Source organism: Fictibacillus sp. S7, from assembly GCF_004127935.1.
Lineage (GTDB): Bacteria > Bacillota > Bacilli > Bacillales > Fictibacillaceae > Fictibacillus_C > Fictibacillus_C enclensis.
This window is the reverse complement of the sequence record NZ_QJKL01000001.1, coordinates 2,031,685-2,057,282: the sequence shown is the minus strand read 5'-3', so window position 1 is coordinate 2,057,282 and position 25,598 is coordinate 2,031,685. Positions and strand designations below refer to the sequence as shown.

The following is a 25,598-nucleotide window of genomic DNA, read 5'->3' as shown; positions in this document are numbered from 1 at the left end:
CCTTTTATTGGTATTTTAGAAAGTATATAGGAATTATTAATAAAAAGGAATAGTTATCCATGCGAAAAGGAGGAAAAGAAATGAGTAAACGATGGGCGCTCTCGTGGAGCGGAGGAAAGGACGCCTGCATGGTGCTTGATCAGCTGATTAAACAAGGAGATCAGGTAGCTTGCCTGATCACGACCCTTCCAAAAGAGATTGGACGGACATTTGGGCATGGTGAAAGAACAGAGCTTATCCAGGCCCAGGCAGAAGCAACCGGCATCCCGCTTGAATGGATCTCTTGTTCGTTTGATACGTATACGTTGGATTTCCTATCAACCTTGAAATCTTTGAAAAATAAATATGAACTGGAAGGGGTGGCGTTTGGCGATCTGTATCTGGACGAGCATAGAGAGTGGGGAGAAAACGTGGCTCAACAGGCAGGACTCATGTCATCATATCCACTTTGGATGGAAAAGGAAGATGCAGCTGCGGCCTTAAAGGTTTTTGTTGACTCAGGATACAAAGCAAAGGTGATCCGGATTTCAAACAGCCGGCTTGATGAAAAATGGCTGGGAAGAGAAGTGGATGCGTCGTTCTTGAATGGGATTCAGGAAACAGGTATCTGTCCGATGGGTGAAGCGGGGGAGTACCACACCTTTGTGTATGATGGCCCTCTGTTCAGGTTTCAGGTTCCGGTAGAAAAAGGCGATATTGTGGAACTGGAAACAACAAAACGTATGGAGCTCACATTGCTAGAAGAGCGTGTTAATAAGGAATAAACCAGCCGGGATAAGAGTAGTAGGGATAAGAAGAAAAGGGATAGGATACAGAGTAGGATAAGTGATAGGGAGATGAATAGTAAGGAAGAGAGTAGGGGGAACCAAATGCTAACGGAACGGGTGGATGGGGAGCGGGAGTGAAAGGGACCGCCGGTACGGCAGGCACAGCTGGTACAGCTGGGACGGATACAACACGTCCGATTGAGTGATCATGAATTTGCCGTTGAAAAAGATACATAATAAATCCTCCGTAATCAGACTTTAACGTAATTTATTCATTATCCAAAAAAAGAGTGAAACACAAAAAGAGAACTGAAAGCCAGTTCTCTTTTTTACATGATTTTGGTTGTCTCTCTGCGGTCACTGATCGACTGTATATGCGCAATAATTTCTTCTGCAGAAATGAAGCTTTCATCGATTTGCAGCAGGCGCCTCAGCATTCCGTGGACTTCCTGGGATAAAGAAAGCTCTTCCTCCCAGCTGTTTTCCTTTTTCGATTGAGGTTCATAACCTGAGTACAGAAGAAAAAGAAGGAAGTGGCCGAGTGCATAAAAGTCACTTGTTACCGATACCTCCCGCATGAGGTTCCGATGCTGTTCTGTTGGTTTGTCCTGACCCTCGGCGGAAAGTTTGCAGGCAAGACCGAAATCGATGATATGCAGCCTGCCGCCAGAAGAGATAATATTGGGAATCCGGAGATCTCGGTGAACGATGCCTTTTTCATGGATCTTTTGAACGATTTTCATTACTTGAGTAAAAATGGCCATCGCATCCTGTTCTGAGTAAACCATACCTTCTGCAAAAATCAAATCCTCAAAATTTTTCCCAGGCACATAATCCATAACAAGGAACCGGTCTTGTTCATTCAGGGATGGGTGATGAACAGCAGGAACTTCTGATAAGGAAAGCTGCTGAAGAATTTGCTTTTCCTTCTCAAAGGATTTTTTTCCATCCTCGGTCCAGGATTTCGTTCTTCGAAGTTGCTTTATTGCCACGTGGTTACCGGTCATGTAGTCGATCGCACGGTACGTAATACCGTAACTTCCCATACCGAGTATCTCTTTAATGGTATACCGCTCAAATAGGAGAGATCCTTTACGGAGCGGCCGGTCTATGATGAACCGGTAAATTGTTTTTGCCCAATGAAAATTCATGTTCTTTAGCTGCTGAAGAATCCGCTTTTTCGACGCTTCCCTTTGTAGTAGGAGTGGCCGTGGCTTTTTCCGTAATGATGCTTTTTGTAGCCGCTGCTGCTGCTGTATTTTCGGTAGGAATGTCTGCGGTGATCACTGCTGCTGTATCGTCTGTGGCTGCTTCCGAGTATGGATTTCAATAATTTTTTAATCATATCGATCAACTCCTTTTTTAACTATACGTGTTCTTGTGCATTTAGTTTCATTTTGACCAAAATCGAAAACAGGCAATCCATAGAAGGGAAGGAAAAAGAAAGCGGGTTTCAGTCATGAATGTTATAATATGGTAAAGGAGGAAGAAATATGATAACGGTTTACTACTTTTTCGGAGGCATCGCCCTTTTATATTTCTTAGTCATGATTCCTGTACAGTATGCTTATATTACCGGCTTGAAGGAAAGAAGCAAAAGCACCGTACTGAATCAGCAAGAGATGTATGACGCGATGCCGGTTCAGGAACAACAGCTTCATTATCACGTACAAGGCAACCTTTTCAATCTTCCATCGGCTCTTGTCGCACGCTTGATATATAAAGTAAAACACGGAAAGTCGCAGTAGTTGTCTTTGGAGCAGATCCTTGATAGTTTTAATAAGAGAGAAGAACAGAGGAGGATCAGCTTGGGTACTTTTACCATTGTTAAACGAGAAGTAAGTAAGGATGTAGTTGCATCTCAGGCTATTGCAGCAGAGACCGATGAAATTATGGGGCTCCTTGTTCGGACCGCTCAATGGCTTCAAAGCAAAGGATCATCTCAATGGAGTGAGCTGCTTGAAGGCAAAGATGTCCACGGAATGGCCCAATCCATTGCAGACGGAGATGTATTTGTTTTTAAAAAAGCCGGCAGGATTGCCGGAGTGGTGATGCTTCCGCTAAGTGCCAGAGAATGGGATATCCAACTATGGGGTAATGAACAGCCGGAGGCCATTTATCTGCATCGCCTCGCCATTGACCGGAGTGTTGCGGGGAAGAACCTAGGGAAAGAAATTCTTAACTGGGTGACAGAAGGAATTGTTTTTGAAGGGAAAAACGTGATTCGTTTAGACTGTATTGCCACAAATGAGAGCTTGAATACGTTTTACCGTGAAGCAGGTTTTACATATAGAGGTACAAGTGATACCGGATTTAACATCTATGACAAACCGAAAAAATAAGAAAAAGCAACCTTCGGGAACTCCCGTTGGTTGCTTTTTTTCTGGTTATTTCCCGGTGTGAACAATCTTGAAGACCTTTTTCGCCTGGTCTGTGTTGTTGATTAATCCCGCAAACTTTTCTTTGCCTGGTCCGTATGCATATACGTTCACATCCTCGCCGGTATGGCCGGTCGTTGTCCATCCGGTATTGGAACGAAGGTCGGCAATTTTCTCGATGGTGGCGTCGATTTTTGTTACATCTTTTGATTTAGCCGCTTCCTTTACACTGTTGATTTCTTCCGGTGTCAGGCTGAGGTCGACATACTTTCCGAGTGTTGCTTCAACATCTGCTCCGGAAGCAATGGTTTCTGAGAGAAAATCGGGAGTACGCTTGAACGCTTTGATCGGCTCAGTGAACCAGTTATATTTTCCGTTGGCCCCGACCGATATTCCGCCTGTCGCATGGTCTGCTGTAGCCACGACAAGAGTATGCTTGTCTTTTTTTGCGAACTGAACCGCAGCCTGGAACGCCTTTTCAAAGTCCTGCATCTCGCTCATGGTGCTGACGATATCATTGTCGTGTTCTCCCCAGTCAATCTGGCTTCCTTCCACCATGAGGAAGAAACCATCTTTGTCTTTATCAAGCTGTTTAATGGCGGAGGTCGTCATGTTCTTGAGTGAGGGCAGGTCATGATTACGGTCAATCATTTTCGGCATTCCGCCTTTTGCAAACAGTCCCAGTACTTGCTCGTTTTTGTTGCGGAGCAATTGATCCTTTGTGGTCACATAGCTGTATCCTGCATTCTTAAATTCATTCACCAGGTTTCTGTCATTGCGAATAAAATTGGATGAGCCACCTCCGAGAAGGACATCGACCTTATGCTTATGGCTGATTTTTTCATCGAAATAATCGTTGGCAATCTCATTCATGTTCTTACGGTTTGGATCGTGTGCGCCGAAAGAAGCAGGGGTGGCGTGAGCGAGCTCAGAAGTGGCAACAAGCCCGGTAGATTTTCCTCGGGCTTTGGCAGCCTCAAGCACTGTTTTTAATTCCTTTTGATTTTTGTCCACGGCAATGGCGGCATTGTATGTTTTTTCTCCGGTGGACATTGCTGTGGCGGCGGAAGCAGAGTCAGTGATATTCTCATCGGGATCATCAGCATAGGTCATTTGTTTTCCAACGAAATAACGGTCAAAAGCGGTTTTTTCCATTTCCATTGTATCTGGATCATCTTTCCAATACCGTAATGCTGTGGTGGCCGAAGGGCCCATCCCGTCCCCGATCATGAAAATAACATTCTTTATTTTAGGTTCTTTCTTGGTGAGGTTCTTTGCATCGCCATGCATCGACATGGAAACGGCTCCGAGCCCGACGGCGGTACTAAGGGCAATAGGAAGCCATTTTTTAAAGCGGTCCTTATTCAATGTCGTTCCCTCCTGTAAAATTTTATATTTATCTGTCAATTTAAGTATATGCCATCCTTAAGAGTTCCCTCAATGGACCATAGGTATTGCATAGAATGTACTAGAGGGACAAAATGGAGTGAAAAAGAGGACATAAAAAAAGAGCCGAACAGGCTTCGGCTCTGGGGTTTATATGTAAATAAAAGGTTGCTTTGTTTATGATAACTGTGCTAAAATAAAGGTTGTGGCTTACGAGTTTAAATAATATTATAACTATCCAAATTTATTATACTATGTAAGCTGATCTGTTGTCAAGTGATATACGAAAAAATTTTTAGATAAAGGAGAGGGGCCATGAACCAGTGGGAAAAAGAATGGCAGACAGAGCAAGAGCGTGTGAATTCCGTTGTTGAGAAGGCTGCTCATAAGATCCGGAGGCTGGAGGCACATCTCGGCGGTAAAAAAGTAGACGTGGTTGACATCCGGAAAAACTTCTGGGAAGACGTGACCGTCAATTTAGAAGATGCCGATGAAGCGATCGAGACTGCGGCGAGCATTAAACAGCAGGCGGAATTGCTTTCAGAACTTGAACGCAGCCACAAAAATGCAGAAGATCAAATGAAAAGCCTGGTGCGCTTGAGTGATTCTCCCTACTTTGGAAGAATCGACTTTAAAGAGAAGAGTGATTCCGATTCTCAGCCGATTTACCTTGGCATTGCCTCTTTTTATGATGAAGAAAAGGATCAATTTTTGGTATATGACTGGCGGGCGCCCATTTCAAGCCTGTATTATGACTATTCTCTGGGCAAGGCGGAATACGAAGCTCCTGGCGGTGTTATTTCAGGTGAGATGGAGCTTAAGCGCCAATATATCATTCGAAACGCTATCATCAAAAGCATGTTTGATACGGGTGTAACCATTGGTGATGAATTGCTTCAGGAAGTATTGAGCCGTCAGGCGAACCCGCAGATGAAAAGTATTGTGGCGACCATTCAGAAAGAGCAGAACCAGATTATTCGAAACACGAAGGGGTCCCTGTTGATCGTCCAGGGTGCTGCGGGATGCGGAAAAACCTCCGCCGCCCTTCAGCGTGTGGCCTACCTGCTATACCGTTACAGAGAAACGCTGACAGCCAACCAAATTGTTCTTTTTTCTCCAAACAACGTATTTAACAGTTATGTATCCAATGTCCTTCCTGAGCTCGGTGAGGAAAATATGATGCAAACGACGTTTCAGCAGTATATTCACCATCATTTGGGAAGCTCCTTTCACCTTGAGGATCCGCTCGAACAAATGGAAGCGGTGCTGACAGCTGGAGAGGGTCCACAGGATCAGACAAGGCTGGCCAGTATCCAATACAAAGCGTCTCTGGACTTTATGGATATGATTGAAAAGCTCATTTCTCGTCTTCGTAAAGAGGGAATAATCTTCGAACCGATCAAATTCAGGGGGAAAGTACTCATCCCGGCTGAGGAGATTAAAGAAAAGTTTTATTCCTACGCTCGATCGGTCTCGATTCCGAACCGGATGAAACTTGTATCCGAATGGCTGGTCCGTGAGGTGCGCAAATTCGAAAAAGCCGAAAGAAATGAACCGTGGGTAGAGGAAAAAATACAGCTGCTCGAAAAGGATGTATACGTAAAGCTGTATCAAAAACTGCAAAAGAAAAAGCAGTACTCAGAAAATACATTCAACGATTTTGAAAGAGAGCAAAAGCTGTTATCGGCTTATGTCGTATCAAGAGCATTTAAGCCGCTGAAGAAAAGGATTAAAGCTTTAACTTTCATTAATTTAAAAGCACTCTATATGGCGTTGTTCAAAGAGGATGGATTGGTTTCACCTGCAGAAGTCCCCTCCAGATGGAAACAAATATGCCTGCTTACTGCAAAAACTCTTGCCCAGGGAGAATTGTATTATGAAGATGCTACTCCATTTTTATATTTAAAAGAACGGATGGAAGGTTTTCAGACTAATACTGCTGTAAGACATGTATTCATTGATGAAGCCCAGGATTATTCACCGTTTCAGTTTGCCTTCATACAACGGCTGTTTCCGCGGAGCAAAATGACAGTACTGGGGGATTTAAACCAATCCATCTATGCGCATTCCACAGGAGACGCTTTTCAAATGCTGTACGACCGTTTTGGCAGGGAGAATACAGAGCAGATTATTCTGACCAGAAGCTACCGGTCAACAAGGCAGATTGTAGAGTTTACAAGAGAACTGCTGGATGAACCGGATAAGGTGGTTCCATTCAACAGGGATGGAGAAAAGCCGGTACTGAAGCAATTTTCCGCTTCTAAAGACCATTCCCGCTCAGTTGCAGATACGATTGCGCATCTTCAAAACGAGAAGGTTAAAACGATTGCCGTCATTTGCAAAACCGAACAGGAGTGCAAAGAGGCCTATGAAGCATTGAAGGAACAGGTAGAGGTAGAATTGATGCTGAAAGAATCGTCCTCGTTTAAGCAAGGAACACTGATCATCCCGTCCTATCTCGCCAAAGGGATTGAGTTTGATGCTGTTCTTGTTTATGACGCGTCAAACGAAGTGTATGGAAAAGAAAGCGAACGAAAATTGTTTTATACCGTTTGCACCCGTGCTATGCATGAATTACATCTTTTCGCCAAAGGAGACCTTTCGCCGTTTTTTGAACGAATTCCTGAGGATACCTTTCATGCTGAAAACTAAATGATCAGTTTGTCGAAGCTTGCCGAAATGGCAAGCTTCTGTTATTTTGCAAAAAAAAACACACCCGAATGGGTGTGTTAATTGGCGGCTAGGACTTTATAGCCAATTTCCTCTAACTCCTGAATATCCTCTTTGCTGGTTACGCAAACGGAATCATCATTAACTCTGCAAACAACTGCTTCATTTTCGTGACAATTCTGTAAGGCGCCTACCACCGATTCGTATTCTTTTCCTTGTATCTCTTTTTGTCCAACTGACCAGGAACGCTGCCGGCAAACGTGATTGACTAACGAAACCATGACGGGACCACCTCCGTATTGGTTTATATAAGGGTAATACCACAATTTTAGCATTTTACTCCTGTACAGGCAAAAAGAAATTTAATTGTAACAATTTATCTTTTTATGGCGAAAATTCAGTTATTATGCAACTGAGCATAACGCAGAGATGAGAAGACAAAAGCAGACTAGGAAAAGGTTTAAGAGGGTATGAAAAGGTTATAGCTAGAGTAGAAGGGAGTTTTGAAAAATGATAGTAGCAGTTGCAGGAGCAAACGGAACAACCGGCAGGCTGATTCTGCAGGAGTTGGCCAGAGCAGGACATGAAGCAAAGGCGATCATACGAAAAAAAGAACAGGCCTCAGAACTCGAAAAGCTGGGAGCAGAAACCAGGCTGGCCGATCTGGAAGGGGATCTTTCAGATGCGATCAGAGGGTGTGATGCGATCATATTTGCGGCAGGCTCAGGTTCCAAAACAGGTCCGGATAAAACTATGGCGGTTGACCGGGACGGGGCCATCAAGCTGATGGAAGAAGCGGAAAAGCAGCAGGTGAAGCGGTTTATCATGCTAAGCAGTATGGGTGCCGGAAGTCCTGAAAAAGGCCCGGAAGAACTCCAGCATTATTTGAGGATGAAGGGTGAAGCAGACGACCGGCTGGAATCCAGCAGGCTTCACTATACCATCGTGAGGCCTGGCGCCCTGACCAATGACGAAGGAAATGGGAAAATAAAAATTGGTGAGCAGCTGGGCCAGGGAAGCATCTCCCGGGCAGATGTGGCGAAAGTCATGGTTCAGTCGCTGGACCTGGAGAATGCCAATCATAAGATTTTTGAAATCCTTGAAGGAGACCAGCCAGTAGCCGATGCCCTTAAATCCCTATAAATAAAGAATGGAAAAGGCATGCTCTTCAGGGCATGCTTTTTTCATTTGAGACCTTCTGCACTGCATTTTGAAGGTGTTTTCTGTTAGTGTAGGGAAAGAAGGTTTTTGAAAGGAGAATAAAAGAAATGAACCAAGAACTTTACAGACAATTCGAAATGACAAGAGGATTTTTCGTAAGAAGCATCAGCAAGATTTCACCTGAACTGGTTGATATTCAGCCACAAGGGTATAACAACACGATACACTGGCACATCGGGCACGTGTTAACCGTTACCGAACAGTTTTTATTTGGTAAAGCTTTTGCTTTGCCCGGGAAATATGTCGAATGGTTTGGCAAAGGCTCAAAGCCGTCTGACTGGCAAGGAGATGTTCCGTCCCTCGAGGAATTGACTCCCGAGCTTGAGAAACAGCTTCTCCGCATCAAGGAAATTCCAGAAGAAGCCCTTGAGCAAAAGCTGGAAAATCCGTTCCTTGGGTTGGAAACGTTCCGGGAATTGGCCGCTATGTCTCTTTTCCATGAGTCCAACCATTTGGGCCAGCTGCATTCCATGAAACTATTGCTCGAACGCACACAGAACTAAAATAACCCGGAGAACCTGTTCATGTTCTCCGGGTTATTTATATACACGCAAAAGGCAGAAAGTTACAGAGGTTTTAAGTTTTATGTAAAGTCATCCACCACAAAACGTTAAGTCAGGAGTGAATGACTGAATGTAAAAAATCGATATCATCTTTAATTTTTTCTTTTAATAGATGATCTCTGCAACGTATATATTCGCCAGTGAGCGTAGCGATTTCTTTCATAAACAAAACAACCTCTGTATGTTTTAGCATGCATTCTCCCTGCCTTTATTTGTAATGTATAGTTCTTCTACTCTGTCCCTTCCTCTTTTTTCGTCAAATTAAACCATGTTCTGCGACATTTTTATGATTTAAGAGAAAAAGGTGTACATCAGCCTGTGACAAAAGGCGGATTGCGTGAAAGTTGAATAGAAGCTATGATAACATGGAAAATAAAATATATTTTCTGCTAGGGGAGCCCGTAGCCGGGCTGAGAGAGGGGAGAACGATCCCTTTGACCCTTTGAACCTGATCTGGGTTATACCAGCGTAGGAAAGTAGGAGTCGAAGATAACGGTGTATTTGTATGTATGTTTCTTTGTCTATCCTGTCGGGTTCTATTCATTAGAACCCGGCTTTTTTATTTTACCCGTTGCTTCGCCATTCCCCGCTGCGTGTAGCTCCGACTTTTAACAAGAGGAGGAAGTGGCATGACAGTACAGAACGAAAAAAAGGTTTCATTGAAATCGCAATTCCCTAACAGTGAGAAGATCTATCAGGAGGGAACTCGTGCCGATATCAAGGTGCCCATGAGAAAGGTCAATCTGAGTACCACCCGCGTTTCTGGAGGGAAAGAGGAGAATCCGCCGGTGCTTCTTTATGACACAAGCGGACCCTATACCGATCCGCTTTATACATCGGATGTTGAAAAAGGACTTCCTGTTTTAAGGAAACCATGGATTCAGGAAAGAAATGATACAGAAAATTATGAAGGACGTAATGTGAAGCCCGAAGACAATGGATATAACGAAAAGAATGAACGGAATGCCTATGCTTTCCCTGTTGCTGTAAAACAACCACTGCGTGCACGAAAAAATAAAAATGTAACCCAGATGCATTACGCAAAAAAAGGCATCATCACGCCGGAAATGGAATTCATCGCCATCAGGGAAGGATTGGAGTCAGAATTTGTCCGCAATGAGGTGGCTTCCGGAAGAGCGATTATTCCGGCAAACATCAACCATCCTGAGTTAGAGCCCATGATTATCGGCCGGAATTTCCACGTGAAGATCAACGCAAATATAGGCAATTCAGCAGTAACTTCCTCCATCGAAGAAGAAGTTGAGAAAATGACCTGGGCGACTTACTGGGGAGCGGATACCATTATGGATTTGTCCACTGGAAAGGACATCCATACGACCAGAGAATGGATTATAAGAAATTCACCGGTACCTGTTGGCACAGTCCCGATTTATCAAGCGCTTGAGAAAGTGAATGGCATAGCTGAAGATTTATCCTGGGAGGTGTACAAAGATACGTTAATTGAACAGGCGGAACAAGGGGTGGACTACTTTACTATTCATGCAGGGGTTTTGCTCCGATATGTTCCATTAACCATCAACCGGGTGACCGGCATCGTTTCGCGTGGCGGCTCCATCCTGGCCCAGTGGTGCCTGGCTCACCATGAGGAAAACTTCTTGTACAGTCATTTTGAGGAAATTTGTGAGATCTGCAAACGCTATGACATCTCCATCTCCCTTGGTGACGGTTTGCGTCCAGGATCGATTGCCGATGCGAACGATGAAGCACAGTTTGCCGAGCTTGAAACGCTGGGTGAGCTGACGAAAGTCGCCTGGAAGCATGACGTCCAGGTCATGATTGAGGGACCAGGACATGTGCCGATGCATCAGATCAAGGAAAACGTGGATAAACAAATGGAGATCTGCCATGAAGCGCCTTTCTATACACTCGGGCCGCTAACAACGGATATTGCCCCGGGCTATGATCACATCACATCGGGCATTGGAGCCGCAATGATCGGCTGGTTCGGAACTGCGATGCTTTGCTATGTGACACCAAAGGAACATTTGGGATTACCCAATAAAGATGATGTGCGCGAGGGGGTAATCACCTATAAGATTGCAGCCCATGCAGCCGATTTGGCCAAGGGCCACCCGGGAGCCATGGAACGGGACAACGCACTGTCCAAAGCCCGTTTTGAATTCAGATGGGAGGATCAGTTCAATCTGTCACTTGACCCGGACCGGGCAAGAGAATACCATGATGAAACCCTGCCTGCACAAGGTGCGAAAACTGCCCATTTCTGTTCAATGTGCGGACCGAAGTTCTGCTCTATGCGAATTTCTCACGATCTGCGGAACATGCCTGAACTAAAACAAGAAGCCGAGAAAGAAATGAAGAAAAAAGCAAAAGAGTTTCAGGAACAGGGCTCCAATCTGTATTTATGAAAAACTGTGAGGAGCTTGCCGAACAGGTGAGGCTTTTAGAAAAACAGCTGAAGGAAATACAGTCCCATTGTTCTCACGTTTTCTTTGAAACCTCTGAATCGGACAAACGGACCTGTGTAAAGTGCAGCTTTACTGAAAGAATTTTTTACCGATTTCCTGAAAAGCATTCCTGAACTAGCCGGTGGATGCATATTTCTGGTAAAGGGCACTAAACTAGATATAGTGTGTTTATACAAAGCACTAGATCAAGAATGCAGGTGAAAACGGAGGAATCGGTATGAATAATTGGCTGCAGAAAGCAATAAACTGGACAGAACAAAGACTGGGACAAGCTTCCGAGGGATTCAGGGAAATTTTCAACAAGGTGAAGCAGGAATCCTCAATGAGTGTGAATGACTTGGCTACATTTATCATGCTCCATCCGGAAACCGTAAAAAAAAGGCGGGAATTGCTAGGGCTTACCTTTGCCACCTATACTTTGAAAATGGGAGAGACGGATTTGATTTTGGAGGCAAAAGAGAATTCGTTGCCCAAAGTACTGGAATGCCTGGTGATCAACAAGAATAAAGTCATTTCCCATTATCGTTCCTATGACAAAAAGAACAAAACAATAATGGCTGTGCCGGATGACATTAAAAACTATCATAGTCACTGAAGAACCGTCTGCCAAAAGGCAGACGGTTCTTCTTATTCAGGACATAGAAAGATTTTTGAGAATATTTTAAAAAGTACTTGTAAGAAAAGAGGAATCATATTAATATTAAATCGAAACGTTTCACTTTTTGCCCTCCTATTTTTTAATCATCAAGAAGACTGATTACCTCAACAATGTAAGCGATTCCAAATAAATGAACCGAACACCTTATTTTTTTACACTGTTTCGAAACGTTTCTATTCATAAATAGAAATTTTTGGAACAGGGGGGAATTGGAGGAAAAGATATGATCGAAATCAAAGAAAAACAAATATGGATTGATGGATCTCCTCAGATCATTATGTGCGGTGAAATTCACTATTACAGACTCGACAGGGGCGATTGGCAGGACCGCATCATCAAACTGAAGCAGGCGGGATGCAATGCGGTGGCCTCGTATATTCCATGGATTTGCCACGAGCCAGTGGAAGGTGAACTTGATCTAACAGGGAAGACCAGACCAGAGCTTGATATCGGTGGATTTATTGATTTATGCAAAGAAAACGGTCTTTCCTTCTTTGCACGCCCGGGACCTTTTATTATGGCTGAGATGAAAAATGAGGGAATCCCTTTTTGGGTCTACGAAAAGCATCCGGAGATCATTCCAGTCACATGGGATGGCCGGGATATCCAAACAAGGACGATTGATTACCTGGCTCCTTCCTTTTTGCAGGAAACACGCCAATGGTATGAAAAAATCATGGGGATCATTGAACCAAGGCTGCTTCAAAACGGAGGCAATGTGATTGCGGTGCAGCTCGATAACGAAATCGGCATGCTCTCATGGGTCAGCAATTCACCAGACCTTACCGATCAGCTGATTGACCACTTTTGCGTGTACCTTGAGAAACGCTACAGCAAAGAACAGCTCAAATTGCGCTATCCGTTTTCACTTGCTTCCACCCAGGAGCGAAACGAACAAATCAGGTCACCGAAAGAAGATTACAGCGCAGAATTAATGAACGATCTGGGTTATTACATGAGGCACCGTTTTTCAGAGTATGTTGCCACACTTCGTTCTTATGCAGAAGAGTTCGGGGTCAAGGATATTCCGTTTGTCGTCAATATTCATGGCACTAGCGGCGGCCGGGGATTCACCTATCCGATCGGCATCAGCCAGCTTTATGAATCCTATACCCAGGATGACGGATACCTGTCAGGCTCGGATATCTATTTCGGCGACCTGAACATGACAACTTTTCAGGATCTCTATTTGATCAATGGCTTTATGGATGCGGTCCACCGGGAAGAACAGCCGCTTACCTCTGTTGAGTTCAATTGCGGTGACGGGAACTTTGGAAGTACATACAGCGACCGGTATGACCCATCTGCGGTGGATTTTAAAATTCGCATGTGCATCGCACAGGGGAACAGGCTGATCAACTACTATCTGTTTACCGGAGGACGCAATTACAGAATGGATCAGGAATTGAAGGATGGAAATGACCGTATCGCCTTTACCGGCGAACGCCATGGATTTGCAGCCCCGGTAAGCCCCGAAGGGGAATTGAACTACACCTATGATCGGATGGCGAGGGTGACAAAAACGGTCATGGCTTCCTCAAACAAGCTCGCAGAAATGGTTGAGGAACATGACGGGGTGTCCTTCGGCTTTATTCCTGACTATTATATGACCGAATCCTTCCATCCGAACAGTAGCAGGATGAAAGAAATGATTCAAAATCTCGAAGCTTACCGGTCAGGCGGGGGATGGGAAATCGTGGCACGGGCTATGCTTTTAGCCGGCTACAGATTTGGTGCAACGGATATCCAGAACAAGCCTCTTGACCCTGAAGGAACTCCCGTTTTAGTCTTGCCGTCTGCCGCTTATATGGCAGCAAACATCCAGGAGAAGCTGGCGCATTTTGTTAAAGACGGAGGAGGCCTGTTGCTTTATGGTGAAGTTCCCACAATGGATATGGAAGGGCAGGACTGTACTATTTTAGCAGATGCCCTGGGCGCCGAACCGCTGGGAACGGTAAAAGAAGAACAGCATTACTATTTGTCTGTTGTTGCCAAAGGATGGGCCGCTCCCCGTCCGGAGGTGAGGGCTAACCGTGCTCACACGTACAGGCTAAGGAGCGGGGAACCCATCCTGACGGTCTACGGAACAGACGAGGTGTGCGGATTTGAAACAATGGCCGGCAAGGGCAAAGCGATCGTTATCGGATCATCCTACAGCTGTGATATCCGGCTGTTCACGGAAGCACTTGAGAGACTCGGGGCGAGTGCCAACCTGATTCATGACTTCAAGGATCACGGCATTTTCATGACATCGACGATCAATAAGGACGGGGAACGCTTTTACCACCTGTTAAACCTTGATGGCTTTGATAAAGAGCTGCACCTGTACCAAAACGGCGAAGTGCTTTTTGGAGGCAAAAAGCTTTTGCTGCAAAGCAAAGACGGTTTGATGCTTCCGGTCAATATGACGTTGAAAAACGGAATAAAAATTCTTTATTCCACGGCAGAAATCAAAGAGATTAAAGACGAAGCCGTAGATTTCCGTTTGACACAGAAGGAAGATGTCATTGTTTTTGAAGGGGCTCCTGAACTCCTGCCGTCAGAGGAATTTGATGTTGTAACAGAAGGAAACCAAACGATTATTACTTCAAAAAAGCACGCGAAGATAGATGACCACCTGATCGTCCAGACCGTTTCAGGTTCAAATGTAATAGGCGATCAAAGAAATGTGGCAGTACAAAAAAATTAATCTTAATTTGGGGGAATCCGATATGGGTAAATTAAAAATTGGTGTAATTGGCTGCGGAACGATTGCAAAATACAGGCATCTGCCGGAATATGACGCAAACCCGGAAGTGGAACTCGTGGCGGTTTGTGATCTGGTGCCGGAGAGAGCAGAGGCATATGCGGAGCAGTACGGTGCGAAGGCATTAAGAGACTACAACGAACTGCTGCAAATAGAAGAATTGGATGCTGTCAGTGTCTGCCTTCCAAACTATCTTCATGCGCCTGTAACTATTGATGCGTTGAATGCCGGCAAGCATGTGCTGTGCGAGAAGCCGATGGCCACTTCCCGGGAAGAAGCGGAGCAAATGATCGAAGCTGCCGCACAAAACGGGAAAAAGCTGATGATCGGCCACAACCAGCGCTTTGTTGCCGCTCACAAAAAAGCGAAAGAACTGATTTCCTCCGGTGCAATCGGAAAAATCTACAGCTTCCGCACGGCCTTTGGACATGCAGGACCTGAGGGCTGGAGTGTGGATGGAAGGGACAGCTGGTTTTTCAGAAAGAGCGAAGCGTTTATTGGCGCAATGGGAGACCTTGGTGTTCATAAGACGGATCTTTTGCGCTTTTTGCTCGGACAAGAAATTACCGAGGTAGGTTCCTTTGTTGTAACCCTTGCCAAAGAAGATACAGACATTGATGACAACGCTGTCTGCATTTTGAAATCCGAAAGCGGTATCATCGGTACGCTTGCTGCCAGTTGGTCATATTACCATGCCGACAATTCCACAATCATCTATGGAGAAAAAGGAATACTTCGCCTTGAAGAAGACCCGGAGTTTTCGCTGATCGCACAATATACAGATGGTGAAGTGGTTAAATATGAGCTCGATAAAATACAGACCAATGATGCGGGGGGCCAGCACAGCTCTCACGTCATCGACGCCTTTGTCCGAAGTGTTGTTAACAATGAAGAACCGCCGGTGAACGGAGAGGAAGGCATGAAGTCGCTGAATGTAGTCCTTGCAGCACTGGAATCGAGCGAAACAAAGGTCATTGTAAAAACAGAAGAAACGACAGCATTGCTGCAATAGGGAGGGGTCAATATGCAAAGAAAAGCCTTACAGCTTTATACGATCAAAGAACTGTGTGAGAAAGACTTTATCGGAACGCTGAAAAACGTGGCGCAGTGGGGATATGAAGGTGCCCAGTTTGCCGGATTTTATGATACACCAGCGGGTCAGCTGAAAAACACGCTGTCTGAACTGGGATTAAAGCCTGCAGGAAGTCATACCGGTCTGGACCAATTAAAAGAAGATTCCCTTAAGCGGCAAATCGAATACAGCCATGAAATTGGGAACGAGCTTATCATTCTGGCTTATTTGACAGAAGAGAACAGACGGAACCTGGATGACTATAAACGGGTGGCCGATACACTGAATAAAGCTGGCGACCTTTTAAAATCCGAAGGTTTGAAGCTCGGATACCACAACCATGATTTTGAGTTTGAAAAGCAGGAAGCGCTTACCGGTTATGAGATTCTCTTATCAGAGACCGATCCGTCACTTTTGTCTTTTGAACTGGATGTGTATTGGGCGGCCTACAAAGGCTATGACGTTGCTCAGTTTATGGAAACTCTTCGTGACCGTCTCGTTACTCTCCATGTAAAAGACATGGCAGTAAAGGGATCAGAGCGCACAAGCACGATTTTCGGTACTGGCGAACTGGATCTTGCGTCCATTGTAGCGAAAGGCAAAGAAATGGATGTTTCCTGGTTCGTTGTCGAGCAGGAGCATTTTGAAACCGATCTGGAGACAGCGGCAAAGGAAAATGTCAGAGTCCTTCAAGAACTTTTAAAGCAGAAAGTGTAAACAGATGAGGAAGACAAAAATCGGAGTCATTGGGACAGGGAGCATCAGTGATGTCTATCTGTCCTCGCCTCAGAAATTTTCAAACTATGAAATTGCAGGGGTGGCAGATTTAAATGTAGAACGTGCACAGGAACAGGCTGTAAAGCACCAGATTCCGTTTGCTGGCAGTGTATCAGAGCTGCTGGAAAAAGAAGATATCGAACTTATTTTGAATTTGACCATTCCGGCTGCGCATAAAGAGGTCAGTATCAAGTCCCTGCAGGCAGGAAAACACGTGTATTCCGAAAAGCCACTGGCTACTACCTACAGTGATGGTCTTCTGGTGATGGAGGAAGCCCGGCGGTCAGGACTTCATGTCGGCACCGCGCCGGATACGTTTTTGGGAGCCGGCCTGCAAACGTGCCGAACACTGCTCGATCAGGGAGTGATAGGGGAACCTGTAGGCGCTTCTGCCTTTATGCTTGGGCGGGGTCCGGAAAGCTGGCATCCGAATCCTGAATTTTTTTACAAACAAGGTGCAGGTCCGCTGTTTGATCTCGGTCCCTATTATTTAACGGCCCTGATTAGTCTGCTTGGCCCGGTAAGCCATGTGGCTTCCATGAACCGGGTAACGGTTCCGGTACGGGAGATTACGAGTGATCCGTTTGCCGGGACAAAAATTAAAGTGGAGGTTCCGACGTACGTTTCATCCCTGCTGCAATTTTCAATGGGAATTAGCGCATCATTTATGACAAGCTTTGATGTTTGGGACACGAAGGTACCGAAAATTGAAATTTACGGAACAAAAGGAACCCTGCTCGTGCCGGATCCCAACGAATTCAACGGGCCTGTTTGTTACATGAATGATGAAACCGAAGGCTGGAAGGAAGCTAACCTTGTAAGTGCCTATATAGACAATTGCCGGGGAATTGGCCTGGCAGACATGATCAGGGGCATAAAAGAAAATCGCCCGTATCTGTGCAGTGGAGAACTTGGCCTGCATGTACTGGAGGTTATGGAAATCATCCTGGAATCCTCTAATAAGAAACGCTTTCTCGAATTGGATACACAGTGCAGCAAACCAGAACCATTGATGGGTCTTCAAACCCAATATAAACACCCGGTCTGAATAAGGAGGTGGAAGCATGAATGCCTTGAAAAAAATGCCTCTGATGGAGGTATGCAATTGGCTGATGCGGATGGCTTACATTAATATTCTCTGGATGGTTTTTACACTTTTGGGTGTGGTCGTTGCCGGATTTTCTCCGGCAACGGCTGCTGCCTTCTCGGTATGCCGGCGCTGGATAAGGTCAGATGAGGAATTTCCGGTCTTTCGTGTGTTTTGGCAGGAATACAAACAAAACTTTGCTGGTTCACAAGCGTATGGCTGGATATCCATTGTGCTGATGGGAGTACTGTATCTGGACTTTTTATATTTTTCCAGCAAATCATCCATCTTGTTTTTTGTTCTTACAGTGATAGCGATTGTTCTGTCCATCATGCTTGCCATGGCCGTTGTGTACATCTTCCCGGTATATACTCATTACCGGCTTAATTTCCTTCAATATTGGAAGTACGCCCTGTCGATTGCCATGGTGCATCCGCTTCAAACCATTTTTACCATGGTGGGGGCCATAACAATCGGCGCCGTCCTGATCAAACTGCCATCACTCCTTCCTTTTTTTGGAGTGAGTGCCATGACGGTATGGCTGACATGGAGAACACAAAAAATCGTAATCAAAATCGATGAAATCAAGGAGGCGGTTTCGTAATGGCACTGGAATCCCATCAATTCACAGGAAAAACAAGGACCCTTCCTTTTTTGCTCTCCAAGCCAAAACGGTATGAAGCCGAAGAAAGCTGGCCGTTGATTCTTTTCCTTCATGGCATGGGAGAAAGAGGAACGGATTTAAATCTGATTAAGCATTACGGCATACCAAGAACCGCGGCTGATGATCAGTCTTTTCCGTTTATAACGGTTTCTCCCCAATGTCCAGGGGATTCGTACTGGACAGAAGAAACAGATACATTAAAAGAACTGATCACACAATGCATTCTCTCATTAAAAGTGGACCCGGCAAGAGTCTATGTGACAGGGTTAAGCATGGGGGGAGCAGGCACATGGAAGCTCGCGATTGAGTACCCAGACCTTTTTGCGGCGGCAGCACCCGTATGCGGAACAAGCTTTCCAGAAAAAGCAGACCGCCTGGCCGGACTGCCGGTTTGGGTATTCCATGGGGACAAGGATGATGTAGTCCCTGTTGCTTGTTCCACTTCCATGGTACAGGCAATGGAACAGAATGGAATGGAAGCAAGATTGACCATTTACCCGGATACCGGACATGATGCATGGACGGAAACCTATCAAAATCAAACGTTATATTCCTGGTTTTTGGAGAACAGGAGATAGATAGCAGAGTATATAAGATGAAGAGAAACGGTTCATGCTGTAATTCGAAACGTTTCAACCGCTGGAGGTTTCAATGGCTACTATAAAAGATGTGGCAAAACTCGCAGGTGTGGCAGTGTCTACCGCCTCTTATGCGTTAAACCAAAGTTCCAAGGTTGCGCCGCAAACCGCCAGAAAAGTAATTGATGCGGCACAAACCTTAAACTATCAAAAAAACGGTATTGCGCGGGATTTGAAAAGAAATAAAACAGATACGATCCTGCTGATCCTCCATAATCTGGCCGGTCCCTTTTATTCGGAACTGGTAAGAGGCGTGCAGGACACGCTTCAATCATTAAACTATGGATTGATCGCCTGCAGCTCAATGGGCGGAAGGAATTCCACGGCGTCACGATTTCTGGCAGAGCGCCGAGCAGACGGAGCGATTATTCTGGCATCCAATTTAGGAGATCAAGAGATTGAGAGGGCCGCAAGAAAAGACTTTCCCATCGTAATCCTCGACCGGTTGATTCTGAATCACGATTCAATCATGAGTGTGATTGTGGACAACAAATCAGGGGGATACAAGGCAGCACAGCACTTAATTGACCGCGGTCACCGCGATATCGCCTATATCAACGGACCCATTGACTCACGGGACAACCTTCAGCGGCGCAAAGGGTTTGAACAGGCGATGGAAGAAGCTTCAATCCCCGTTCATCCCAAATGGCTGCTGCAGGGCGGATTTACAAGGCAGGGAGGCTATCTGGCCACCAAAATGCTCATTCTTCAGGGCGATCTGCCAAGTGCCATCTTTGCTGGGAATGACGAAATGGCGATAGGCGCAATGAATGCCTTAAAAGAAGCGGGAATCAAAGTCCCCAAAGAAATATCGGTCGTTGGTTTTGATGACATTGAGATGTCACGCTACACCTCTCCGCAGCTGACGACGGTCAGCCAGGCCAACTATGAGGTGGGCTCGCTTTCGGCGCATCTTATCTACCGGTCGATTAAAGAAAAAATTGTGAAAAACGATTATATCATGCCAACGGAACTGATCGTAAGAGATTCTTCCCGGGAGCTGATGAAGGGGGTGAGGGGGAACCGGGATAAGGTGTGATTCTCTGGCTGGAAGGTGAATGAAAACAAAATGAGGGGGATTAAGATGAAAAAAACGTATGCAATGTTAATGGCTGTTCTACTTTGTTTATCCGTTGTGCTCGCGGGTTGTTCCGATTCAAAGAAATCAAGCGGGAACCAGGCAGATGCAGACAGTGAAAAAGACGGCAAGAAGGTAACCATCACATATTCAAGCTGGGCAGATCCGGCAGTTGAAAAACGACGCATCGATGCTTTTATGAAAGCGCACCCAAACATTGAAGTAAAAATGAACAAGGCCGTTACCTGGCCTTGGGATGAAAAGCTTGCAGCAGCGGCAGCAGCCAACAAGCTTCCTGATGTATTTTTTGTTTTCAGTGTTCCACCAAGCGTAACGAACGGCTGGCTCGAAGACCTTACTCCTTATTTAAAGAAAGACAAGGACTACAGCAAGGACAAGGTATTCGGAAATCTCACGGAAACCGCCGAGTATAACGGCAAACAATATGCTCTTCCGCAAGGATTGTATGCTAACGGAATCTTTGTGAACAAGGATTTGTTCAAAAAAGAGAATGTTGAGCTTCCAAAGCCGGACTGGACTATTAATGAAATGCGGGAAAAAGCCGTGAAGCTGACAAAAGTCAGTGAGAAACAATATGGTTTTGACGGAGTCGGCGGTTTGCGTGAAACACTGATTCCCCAGCTTGATCCTTCACAGGGCTGGTTAACCTGGGATGGCGAAAAATATAACTTTGATAAACCCGCATTTGTTCAATCCAATAAAATTGTTACAGATATGCTCACCAAGGATAAAGTTTCTGCTGAAATTCTTCCACAGGAAGAGCGGGACAAGGAATTTGGAAAAGGCAAATCTTCATGGAATGTCGGAAAAGCTGCAATGCGCTATGGCGGATCTTCTGATTTCGGCTGGCAGTCCAAAGAATTAAAGTTTGACTGGGATTTCCTTCCGATGCCAAAAGACAAAGGCCAGCGCACTCCGCTTGTAACTGATTATATCGGAATGGCCAAGTCTTCCAAGCATAAAGAGGCAGCGTTTGAACTTGTGAAGTGGATGACCTACTCCAAGGAAGGCTGGGAGAGCCGAATTGAAGTGGAAAAGCCGATTACCAGTTTCCCGCTGATCAACGACAAGAGTGTATGGGAGAAATACCTGAATAGCAAAGAAGTACCAGCCGGAATGAAAAATGTTGTTCCGATGATCCCTGACGGATTTGTGGACGGCTGGAAGTGGCTTCCGGGTTACCAGGAAGTAATGACCAAGATTGTCGGCAACAACTATGAGAAGTTTGTTAAAGGCGAAATCAAGCCAGAAGACATCAGCCAGGATCTGCAAAAGCGTTCAAACCAGGCATACGAGGACGCCAAGAAAAAGATGGATGAAGCTACAAAATAGGCAAGGTACCGGGCTCCCTTCTCTTAGCAGAAGGGGCCTTACCTTCATAAAGGAGTTTTTGCCATGAAATGTAAGTGGGTCCTTCGCCTTGCTGCCCTGCTGCTCATTTTTCAGACCGTATGGTCCCCGGCCCAGACCTTTGCCGAGAAAAATGATACGAAAAGCCTTCTGAATAATCTCTTTGATAAAAAGAAAACAAACGTAGTGAACAAGAAAACAGATGAAAAACCTTCATTCGGAAAACAGGCGGACGAATCCCTGATCTCAAAAATGGTGGAGAGCAGCTATAGCGACGTGCTGGCCCAATGGAAGAAAGCTGGCCTGAAAAGCACATCGGGAAAAACGATGGACATATCGTTAAGCGGGCTTTCCGGGACAAAAGGCCGTACGGAAATGAAGCAAGGAAAGAAAGCTGTTCGGTTTGATGAACAGATGAAAGAACTTTCGATTGCAGTCGAGGTGCCGGAATCGGGCTTGTATCAGCTGTCCTTCGATTATATGCCTCTTAAGGAAAATGTGAATACAGTGGAGCGGGGCATAAAAGTAAACGGAAAGTATCCATTTTTTGAGGCGAGAAGAATTGTATTCGACCGGAAATGGGAAAGCCCTTCCGGAAAATTCCCGCATGATGAAAAAGGGAACGAATATCCCCATGAGTTGAAAGAAGTGAAAAAATGGCAAAAAATCTATGCCATGGATGCCAGTTATTTCGAAGATAAACCACTGCTTTTTTATTTGAAAAAAGGCAAGAACATCGTAAGTCTTGAGTACGTGAGAGAACCGATGCGGCTTGGCCAAATGCATATTTCCTCACCTGTAACCCCTGTAACCTATAAAGACTATGAAACAGACAACGAAGCATACAAAAAGCCTTCCAAAACCATCACTCTGGAAGCGGAACGCTTTACGTATAAAAATGTTCCCTATATTCAGCCCGTTTCTTTGCCGGATGCCAATGTTGAGCCTTATAGCGTCAAGAAGGACCTGCTGAATACGCTGGGTACTCCCGGCGACAAATCCTTTGAACTGGGTGGCCAAAAGGTCACGTGGAAAATCAATGTAAAAGAAGCTGGAACATATCATCTGTCCTTCAAATACTTGCAGGATCAAAAAGTAAACATGCCGGTTTTCCGAACGGTGCTTATAGATGGCAAGATCCCGTTTCAAGAATTGGAGGCCTATCCGTTTTCCTATAACCAGTCATGGAGCAATGAAACCCTGGGCAGTAAAGGGAAACCCTACAATATCCATTTAGATAAAGGAGAGCATACTCTTTCCTTGATCGTCAATGGGCGGCCGATCCAGCGGACCGTGACGTCGGTCCGAAAGGTAATGGACGATATCAAAAAGCTTTCGCTGCGGATTAAAATGGCGACTGGAAACACGGTCGACCGAAACCGTGAATGGGAGATTGCGACACAGATTCCAGATCTGAAACAGAAATTAACCGACAATGCAGACAAGTTGAGCAATGAATACACTTATTTGCAAAAGATTTCCGGAAACAAGCCGGATGCCGCCAGAAATTTGATGATGGCCGCTAACCAGCTTAGAAAACTGGCAAAGAACCCGAATGAGGTACCAGACAAATTAAGCATGCTTGATCAGGGATCAGGGTCAGCCTCGCAGCAGCTTGGTGACCTGCTGGCAGAACTTCCAAACCAGCGAATGCAACTGGACAGAATCTACATATCCAATGGTGAACTTCCGGATCCTGAAGCTGGCTGGGCAACAAAGATTGGCAACCAGGTTTCGAAATTTTTCCTTTCATTTAACCGCACATCACAACCCGAAAAGAAAAAGGAGAAAAAGCTTATCGTCTGGGTCAACCGTCCACAGCAATATGTCAGCATGATGCAGCAGATGGCGGATCAGGATTTTACAAAAAAAACGGGTATCAAAATCTCATTTTCAATTATGCCTGATGAGCAAAAGCTGATTTTGGCAAATGCCGCCAACAAGTCACCGGATGTTGCACTGGGTGTGAGCAATCAGCTTCCATACAACATGGCCCTTCGGGGAGCAGTGCTTGACTTAAAGCAATTCCCCGACTTCCAAACGGTAAACAAACGGTTTTCACCGGGTGCCATGCTTCCCTTTTATTTTGATGACGGGGTTTATGCCATCCCGGAAACCCAAAATTTCTGGGTGATGTTTTACAGAAAAGATATTCTCGATGCGCTTCATATGAAGGTTCCCCAAACGTGGGATCAAGTCCTGAACATGCTTCCGGAACTCCAGCGGTATGGCATGAACTTTTACACTCCGCTGTCACAGGCAGGCGGCTTTAAGCCGTTTCATCTGACGACACCGTATCTGTACCAGTTTGGCGGATCACTTTACACGAAAGATGGAATGAAGGCAGCCATTGGCACGGATGAAGCATTGAAAGGCTTTGAACTGATGACCAAAGCGTTCACCATCTATAGCATGTCCATGCAAGTTCCCAATTTCTACAACCATTTCCGTGAAGGGAATCTGCCGATCGGAATTTCGGATTATGAAACCTATGTTCAGCTGACTTCAGCGGCTCCGGAACTCGCCGGGTGGTGGAAGATTGCCCCTCAGCCTGGTGTGCGTGATGAACATGGCAAGATTCAGCGATGGGCGCCGGGTACCGGACAATCCGCACTCATCTTCAAAAAAACCAAGCAAAAAGACGAGGCGTGGGAGTTTTTGAAGTGGTGGACCTCCCAGGATGTTCAGCAGGAATATGGAACAAAGATGGAAGTGAACTATGGACCTTCCTATAAATGGAACACAAGTAACCTTGAGGCATTTAAAGGGCTTCCGTGGCCGGATGAAGATAAAAAAGTCATTAATGAGCAGTGGAAATGGCTTAAGGATGTCACCCATGTGCCGGGAGATTACATGCTTGAACGGGAAATCAGCAATGCCTGGAACTCGATCGTGTTTGATGGGGAAAACCCAAGAAAAGCACTGGAGGACGCCATTGTTCTTTCCAACCGCGAGATGAAGAAAAAGCAAGAGGAATTTGGCTATTTGAAAAACGGAAAAGTTGTAAAGAAAATCAAGGTGCCTAAATTCCAGGAGAAGTGAGGTGACATGAATGAGTTTACCTGAAATGTCTGTGCAAAGAGAAGAGGAGAGCAATGCTGCTGTTCTGCCAAAGAAGGCGGGAATCTCTGAAGTAAAGCAGCAAACCCGGCGGAAAACCATGTTTCTTCAGAAGAAAAAGTTTAGGGATGAAGGAAGTGCCATGATCTTTATCGGTCCATTTCTGATTCTCTTTATCCTCTTCATTGTCATCCCGGTTATTGCTGCGATTGGTCTGTCATTTACGTACTTTAACACAGTGGAAGCGCCGAAGTTTGTCGGTCTCCAGAACTACGTGAATCTGCTGACACAGGACAATGTATTCATGATGTATGTGCTGCCCAACACGATCAAATTTTCACTGATTGTCGGACCTATCGGCTATGCCCTGTCGTTCTGGCTCGCGTGGCTGCTGGCGCAGATTCCGAAAAAATCGCGCACAGTCCTCACCCTTGTCATCTACTCTCCGTCGATGACAGCAGGAATTGCGATGGCTGTCGTCTGGCTGATCATTTTCAGCGGAGACAGTGCAGGCTATTTAAACAGTATGCTTCTGAAGCTTGGCCTGATCTATGAGCCCATCCAATGGACACAGTCACCGGACTATTTAATGCCGATTATGGTGGTTGTGTCGTTATGGGGAAGCATGGGAGTAGGATTTCTTGCGATGCTTGCCGGTATTTTAAACGTGGATAAGGAACTTTACGAAGCAGCCTATATCGATGGAATCAGGAGCCGCCTGCAGGAAGTTTTTTATATTACCATTCCTTCCATGAAGCCGCAGATGCTGTTTGGAGCTGTTATGGCAGTGGTGGGTACCGTGCAGGCGGGGGTGATCGGTGTACAGCTGTCGGGAGCGAATCCCACTCCGCAGTATGCCGGCCAGCTGATCATTAACCATATCGACGATTACGGATTTATCCGCTATGAAATGGGATATGCTTCAGCTGTTTCAGTAATCCTTTTGCTGATTGTTTATCTTTTTTCTAAGCTGTGCTGGAGGTTATTCGGTGAAAAAGACTGACCCACTTCCACA

The 25,598-nt window shown here is 45.4% G+C and carries 23 protein-coding genes and 1 riboswitch; of the genes, 18 read left to right on the top strand and 5 right to left on the bottom strand.

Annotated features, from left to right (window positions below):
• Positions 1 to 80: 80 nt before the first annotated feature.
• On the top strand, positions 81 to 764 hold the full coding sequence (locus tag DMO16_RS10505) for a diphthine--ammonia ligase (RefSeq protein ID WP_129477331.1): 684 nt from the start codon (positions 81 to 83) through the stop codon (positions 762 to 764).
• On the opposite strand, the gene DMO16_RS10500 is transcribed toward DMO16_RS10505, so the two are convergent.
• The 3 genes from DMO16_RS10500 to DMO16_RS10490 form a co-directional block, all read right to left on the bottom strand.
• Positions 751 to 1,002 carry a hypothetical protein gene (locus DMO16_RS10500; protein WP_129477329.1) on the bottom strand — a complete coding sequence of 84 codons (252 nt, stop codon included), beginning with the start codon at positions 1,000 to 1,002 and terminating at the stop codon, positions 751 to 753. The two genes, DMO16_RS10505 and DMO16_RS10500, sit on opposite strands and share 14 nt — an antisense overlap.
• A 94-nt stretch (positions 1,003 to 1,096) precedes the next feature.
• Positions 1,097 to 1,918: a serine/threonine protein kinase gene (locus tag DMO16_RS10495; RefSeq protein WP_061967634.1), complete on the bottom strand. Its 822-nt coding sequence runs from the start codon at positions 1,916 to 1,918 to the stop codon at positions 1,097 to 1,099.
• A gap of 5 nt (positions 1,919 to 1,923) precedes the next feature.
• On the bottom strand, positions 1,924 to 2,112 hold the full coding sequence (locus DMO16_RS10490) for a hypothetical protein (RefSeq protein ID WP_061967637.1): 189 nt from the start codon (positions 2,110 to 2,112) through the stop codon (positions 1,924 to 1,926).
• Positions 2,113 to 2,260: 148 nt separating this feature from the next.
• Between DMO16_RS10490 and DMO16_RS10485 the strand changes: the two genes are divergently transcribed.
• Together DMO16_RS10485 and DMO16_RS10480 are read left to right on the top strand one after the other, a co-directional pair.
• The gene (locus DMO16_RS10485) at positions 2,261 to 2,515 is read left to right on the top strand and encodes a DUF3949 domain-containing protein (protein WP_129477327.1); all 255 of its coding nucleotides are present in this window, start codon (positions 2,261 to 2,263) and stop codon (positions 2,513 to 2,515) included.
• A 60-nt stretch (positions 2,516 to 2,575) separates the two neighbouring features.
• Positions 2,576 to 3,109: a GNAT family N-acetyltransferase gene (locus tag DMO16_RS10480; protein ID WP_241840534.1), complete on the top strand. Its 534-nt coding sequence runs from the start codon at positions 2,576 to 2,578 to the stop codon at positions 3,107 to 3,109.
• 45 nt (positions 3,110 to 3,154) lie between these two features.
• Here the strand turns inward: DMO16_RS10480 and DMO16_RS10475 are convergent, their stop codons facing one another.
• On the bottom strand, positions 3,155 to 4,513 hold the full coding sequence (locus DMO16_RS10475; protein WP_241840532.1) for an alkaline phosphatase: 1,359 nt from the start codon (positions 4,511 to 4,513) through the stop codon (positions 3,155 to 3,157).
• A 333-nt stretch (positions 4,514 to 4,846) separates the two neighbouring features.
• Between DMO16_RS10475 and helD the strand changes: the two genes are divergently transcribed.
• On the top strand, positions 4,847 to 7,183 hold the full coding sequence (helD, locus tag DMO16_RS10470) for an RNA polymerase recycling motor HelD (protein ID WP_129477325.1): 2,337 nt from the start codon (positions 4,847 to 4,849) through the stop codon (positions 7,181 to 7,183).
• A gap of 77 nt (positions 7,184 to 7,260) precedes the next feature.
• Here helD and DMO16_RS10465 read toward each other — a convergent pair whose 3' ends face one another.
• Positions 7,261 to 7,482, bottom strand: a complete 222-nt coding sequence (locus DMO16_RS10465) for a hypothetical protein (RefSeq protein WP_061967645.1) — start codon at positions 7,480 to 7,482, stop codon at positions 7,261 to 7,263.
• A 229-nt stretch (positions 7,483 to 7,711) separates the two neighbouring features.
• Here DMO16_RS10465 and DMO16_RS10460 point away from each other — a divergent pair, with 229 nt between their 5' ends.
• The 14 genes from DMO16_RS10460 to DMO16_RS10395 all read left to right on the top strand — a co-directional run bounded on the left by DMO16_RS10460 (position 7,712) and on the right by DMO16_RS10395 (position 25,586).
• Positions 7,712 to 8,344: an SDR family oxidoreductase gene (locus DMO16_RS10460; RefSeq protein ID WP_061967647.1), complete on the top strand. Its 633-nt coding sequence runs from the start codon at positions 7,712 to 7,714 to the stop codon at positions 8,342 to 8,344.
• Between the two features lie 125 nt (positions 8,345 to 8,469).
• Positions 8,470 to 8,925 carry a DinB family protein gene (locus DMO16_RS10455; RefSeq protein ID WP_129477323.1) on the top strand — a complete coding sequence of 152 codons (456 nt, stop codon included), beginning with the start codon at positions 8,470 to 8,472 and terminating at the stop codon, positions 8,923 to 8,925.
• A 441-nt stretch (positions 8,926 to 9,366) separates the two neighbouring features.
• Positions 9,367 to 9,477, top strand: a riboswitch (TPP riboswitch).
• Positions 9,478 to 9,614: 137 nt separating this feature from the next.
• Positions 9,615 to 11,372 carry a phosphomethylpyrimidine synthase ThiC gene (thiC, locus tag DMO16_RS10450; protein ID WP_129477321.1) on the top strand — a complete coding sequence of 586 codons (1,758 nt, stop codon included), beginning with the start codon at positions 9,615 to 9,617 and terminating at the stop codon, positions 11,370 to 11,372.
• Between the two features lie 277 nt (positions 11,373 to 11,649).
• Positions 11,650 to 12,027 carry a hypothetical protein gene (locus DMO16_RS10445; RefSeq protein WP_129477319.1) on the top strand — a complete coding sequence of 126 codons (378 nt, stop codon included), beginning with the start codon at positions 11,650 to 11,652 and terminating at the stop codon, positions 12,025 to 12,027.
• A gap of 286 nt (positions 12,028 to 12,313) precedes the next feature.
• On the top strand, positions 12,314 to 14,779 hold the full coding sequence (locus DMO16_RS10440; RefSeq protein WP_129477317.1) for a beta-galactosidase: 2,466 nt from the start codon (positions 12,314 to 12,316) through the stop codon (positions 14,777 to 14,779).
• Between the two features lie 22 nt (positions 14,780 to 14,801).
• Positions 14,802 to 15,848 (top strand): Gfo/Idh/MocA family protein, encoded by a 1,047-nt coding sequence (locus DMO16_RS10435; protein ID WP_129477314.1) that lies wholly within the window; start codon positions 14,802 to 14,804, stop codon positions 15,846 to 15,848.
• Between the two features lie 12 nt (positions 15,849 to 15,860).
• On the top strand, positions 15,861 to 16,625 hold the full coding sequence (locus tag DMO16_RS10430) for a sugar phosphate isomerase/epimerase family protein (RefSeq protein ID WP_129477312.1): 765 nt from the start codon (positions 15,861 to 15,863) through the stop codon (positions 16,623 to 16,625).
• A 4-nt stretch (positions 16,626 to 16,629) separates the two neighbouring features.
• Positions 16,630 to 17,733, top strand: a complete 1,104-nt coding sequence (locus DMO16_RS10425) for a Gfo/Idh/MocA family protein (protein ID WP_129477310.1) — start codon at positions 16,630 to 16,632, stop codon at positions 17,731 to 17,733.
• 16 nt (positions 17,734 to 17,749) lie between these two features.
• The gene (locus DMO16_RS10420; protein ID WP_129477308.1) at positions 17,750 to 18,376 is read left to right on the top strand and encodes a YesL family protein; all 627 of its coding nucleotides are present in this window, start codon (positions 17,750 to 17,752) and stop codon (positions 18,374 to 18,376) included.
• Positions 18,376 to 19,014 carry a prolyl oligopeptidase family serine peptidase gene (locus DMO16_RS10415; RefSeq protein ID WP_129477306.1) on the top strand — a complete coding sequence of 213 codons (639 nt, stop codon included), beginning with the start codon at positions 18,376 to 18,378 and terminating at the stop codon, positions 19,012 to 19,014. The genes DMO16_RS10420 and DMO16_RS10415 overlap by 1 nt, the downstream gene beginning before the upstream one ends.
• 73 nt (positions 19,015 to 19,087) lie before the next feature.
• Positions 19,088 to 20,113, top strand: a complete 1,026-nt coding sequence (locus DMO16_RS10410; RefSeq protein WP_129477303.1) for a LacI family DNA-binding transcriptional regulator — start codon at positions 19,088 to 19,090, stop codon at positions 20,111 to 20,113.
• A 45-nt stretch (positions 20,114 to 20,158) separates the two neighbouring features.
• Complete coding sequence (locus DMO16_RS10405; RefSeq protein ID WP_164988897.1) at positions 20,159 to 21,505, top strand: ABC transporter substrate-binding protein; 1,347 nt, start codon at positions 20,159 to 20,161, stop codon at positions 21,503 to 21,505.
• Positions 21,506 to 21,568: 63 nt separating this feature from the next.
• Positions 21,569 to 24,565, top strand: coding sequence for an extracellular solute-binding protein (locus DMO16_RS10400; RefSeq protein ID WP_129477299.1), 2,997 nt, complete (start codon positions 21,569 to 21,571; stop codon positions 24,563 to 24,565).
• A 10-nt stretch (positions 24,566 to 24,575) separates the two neighbouring features.
• On the top strand, positions 24,576 to 25,586 hold the full coding sequence (locus tag DMO16_RS10395; RefSeq protein ID WP_241840530.1) for a carbohydrate ABC transporter permease: 1,011 nt from the start codon (positions 24,576 to 24,578) through the stop codon (positions 25,584 to 25,586).
• Positions 25,587 to 25,598 lie beyond the last annotated feature (12 nt).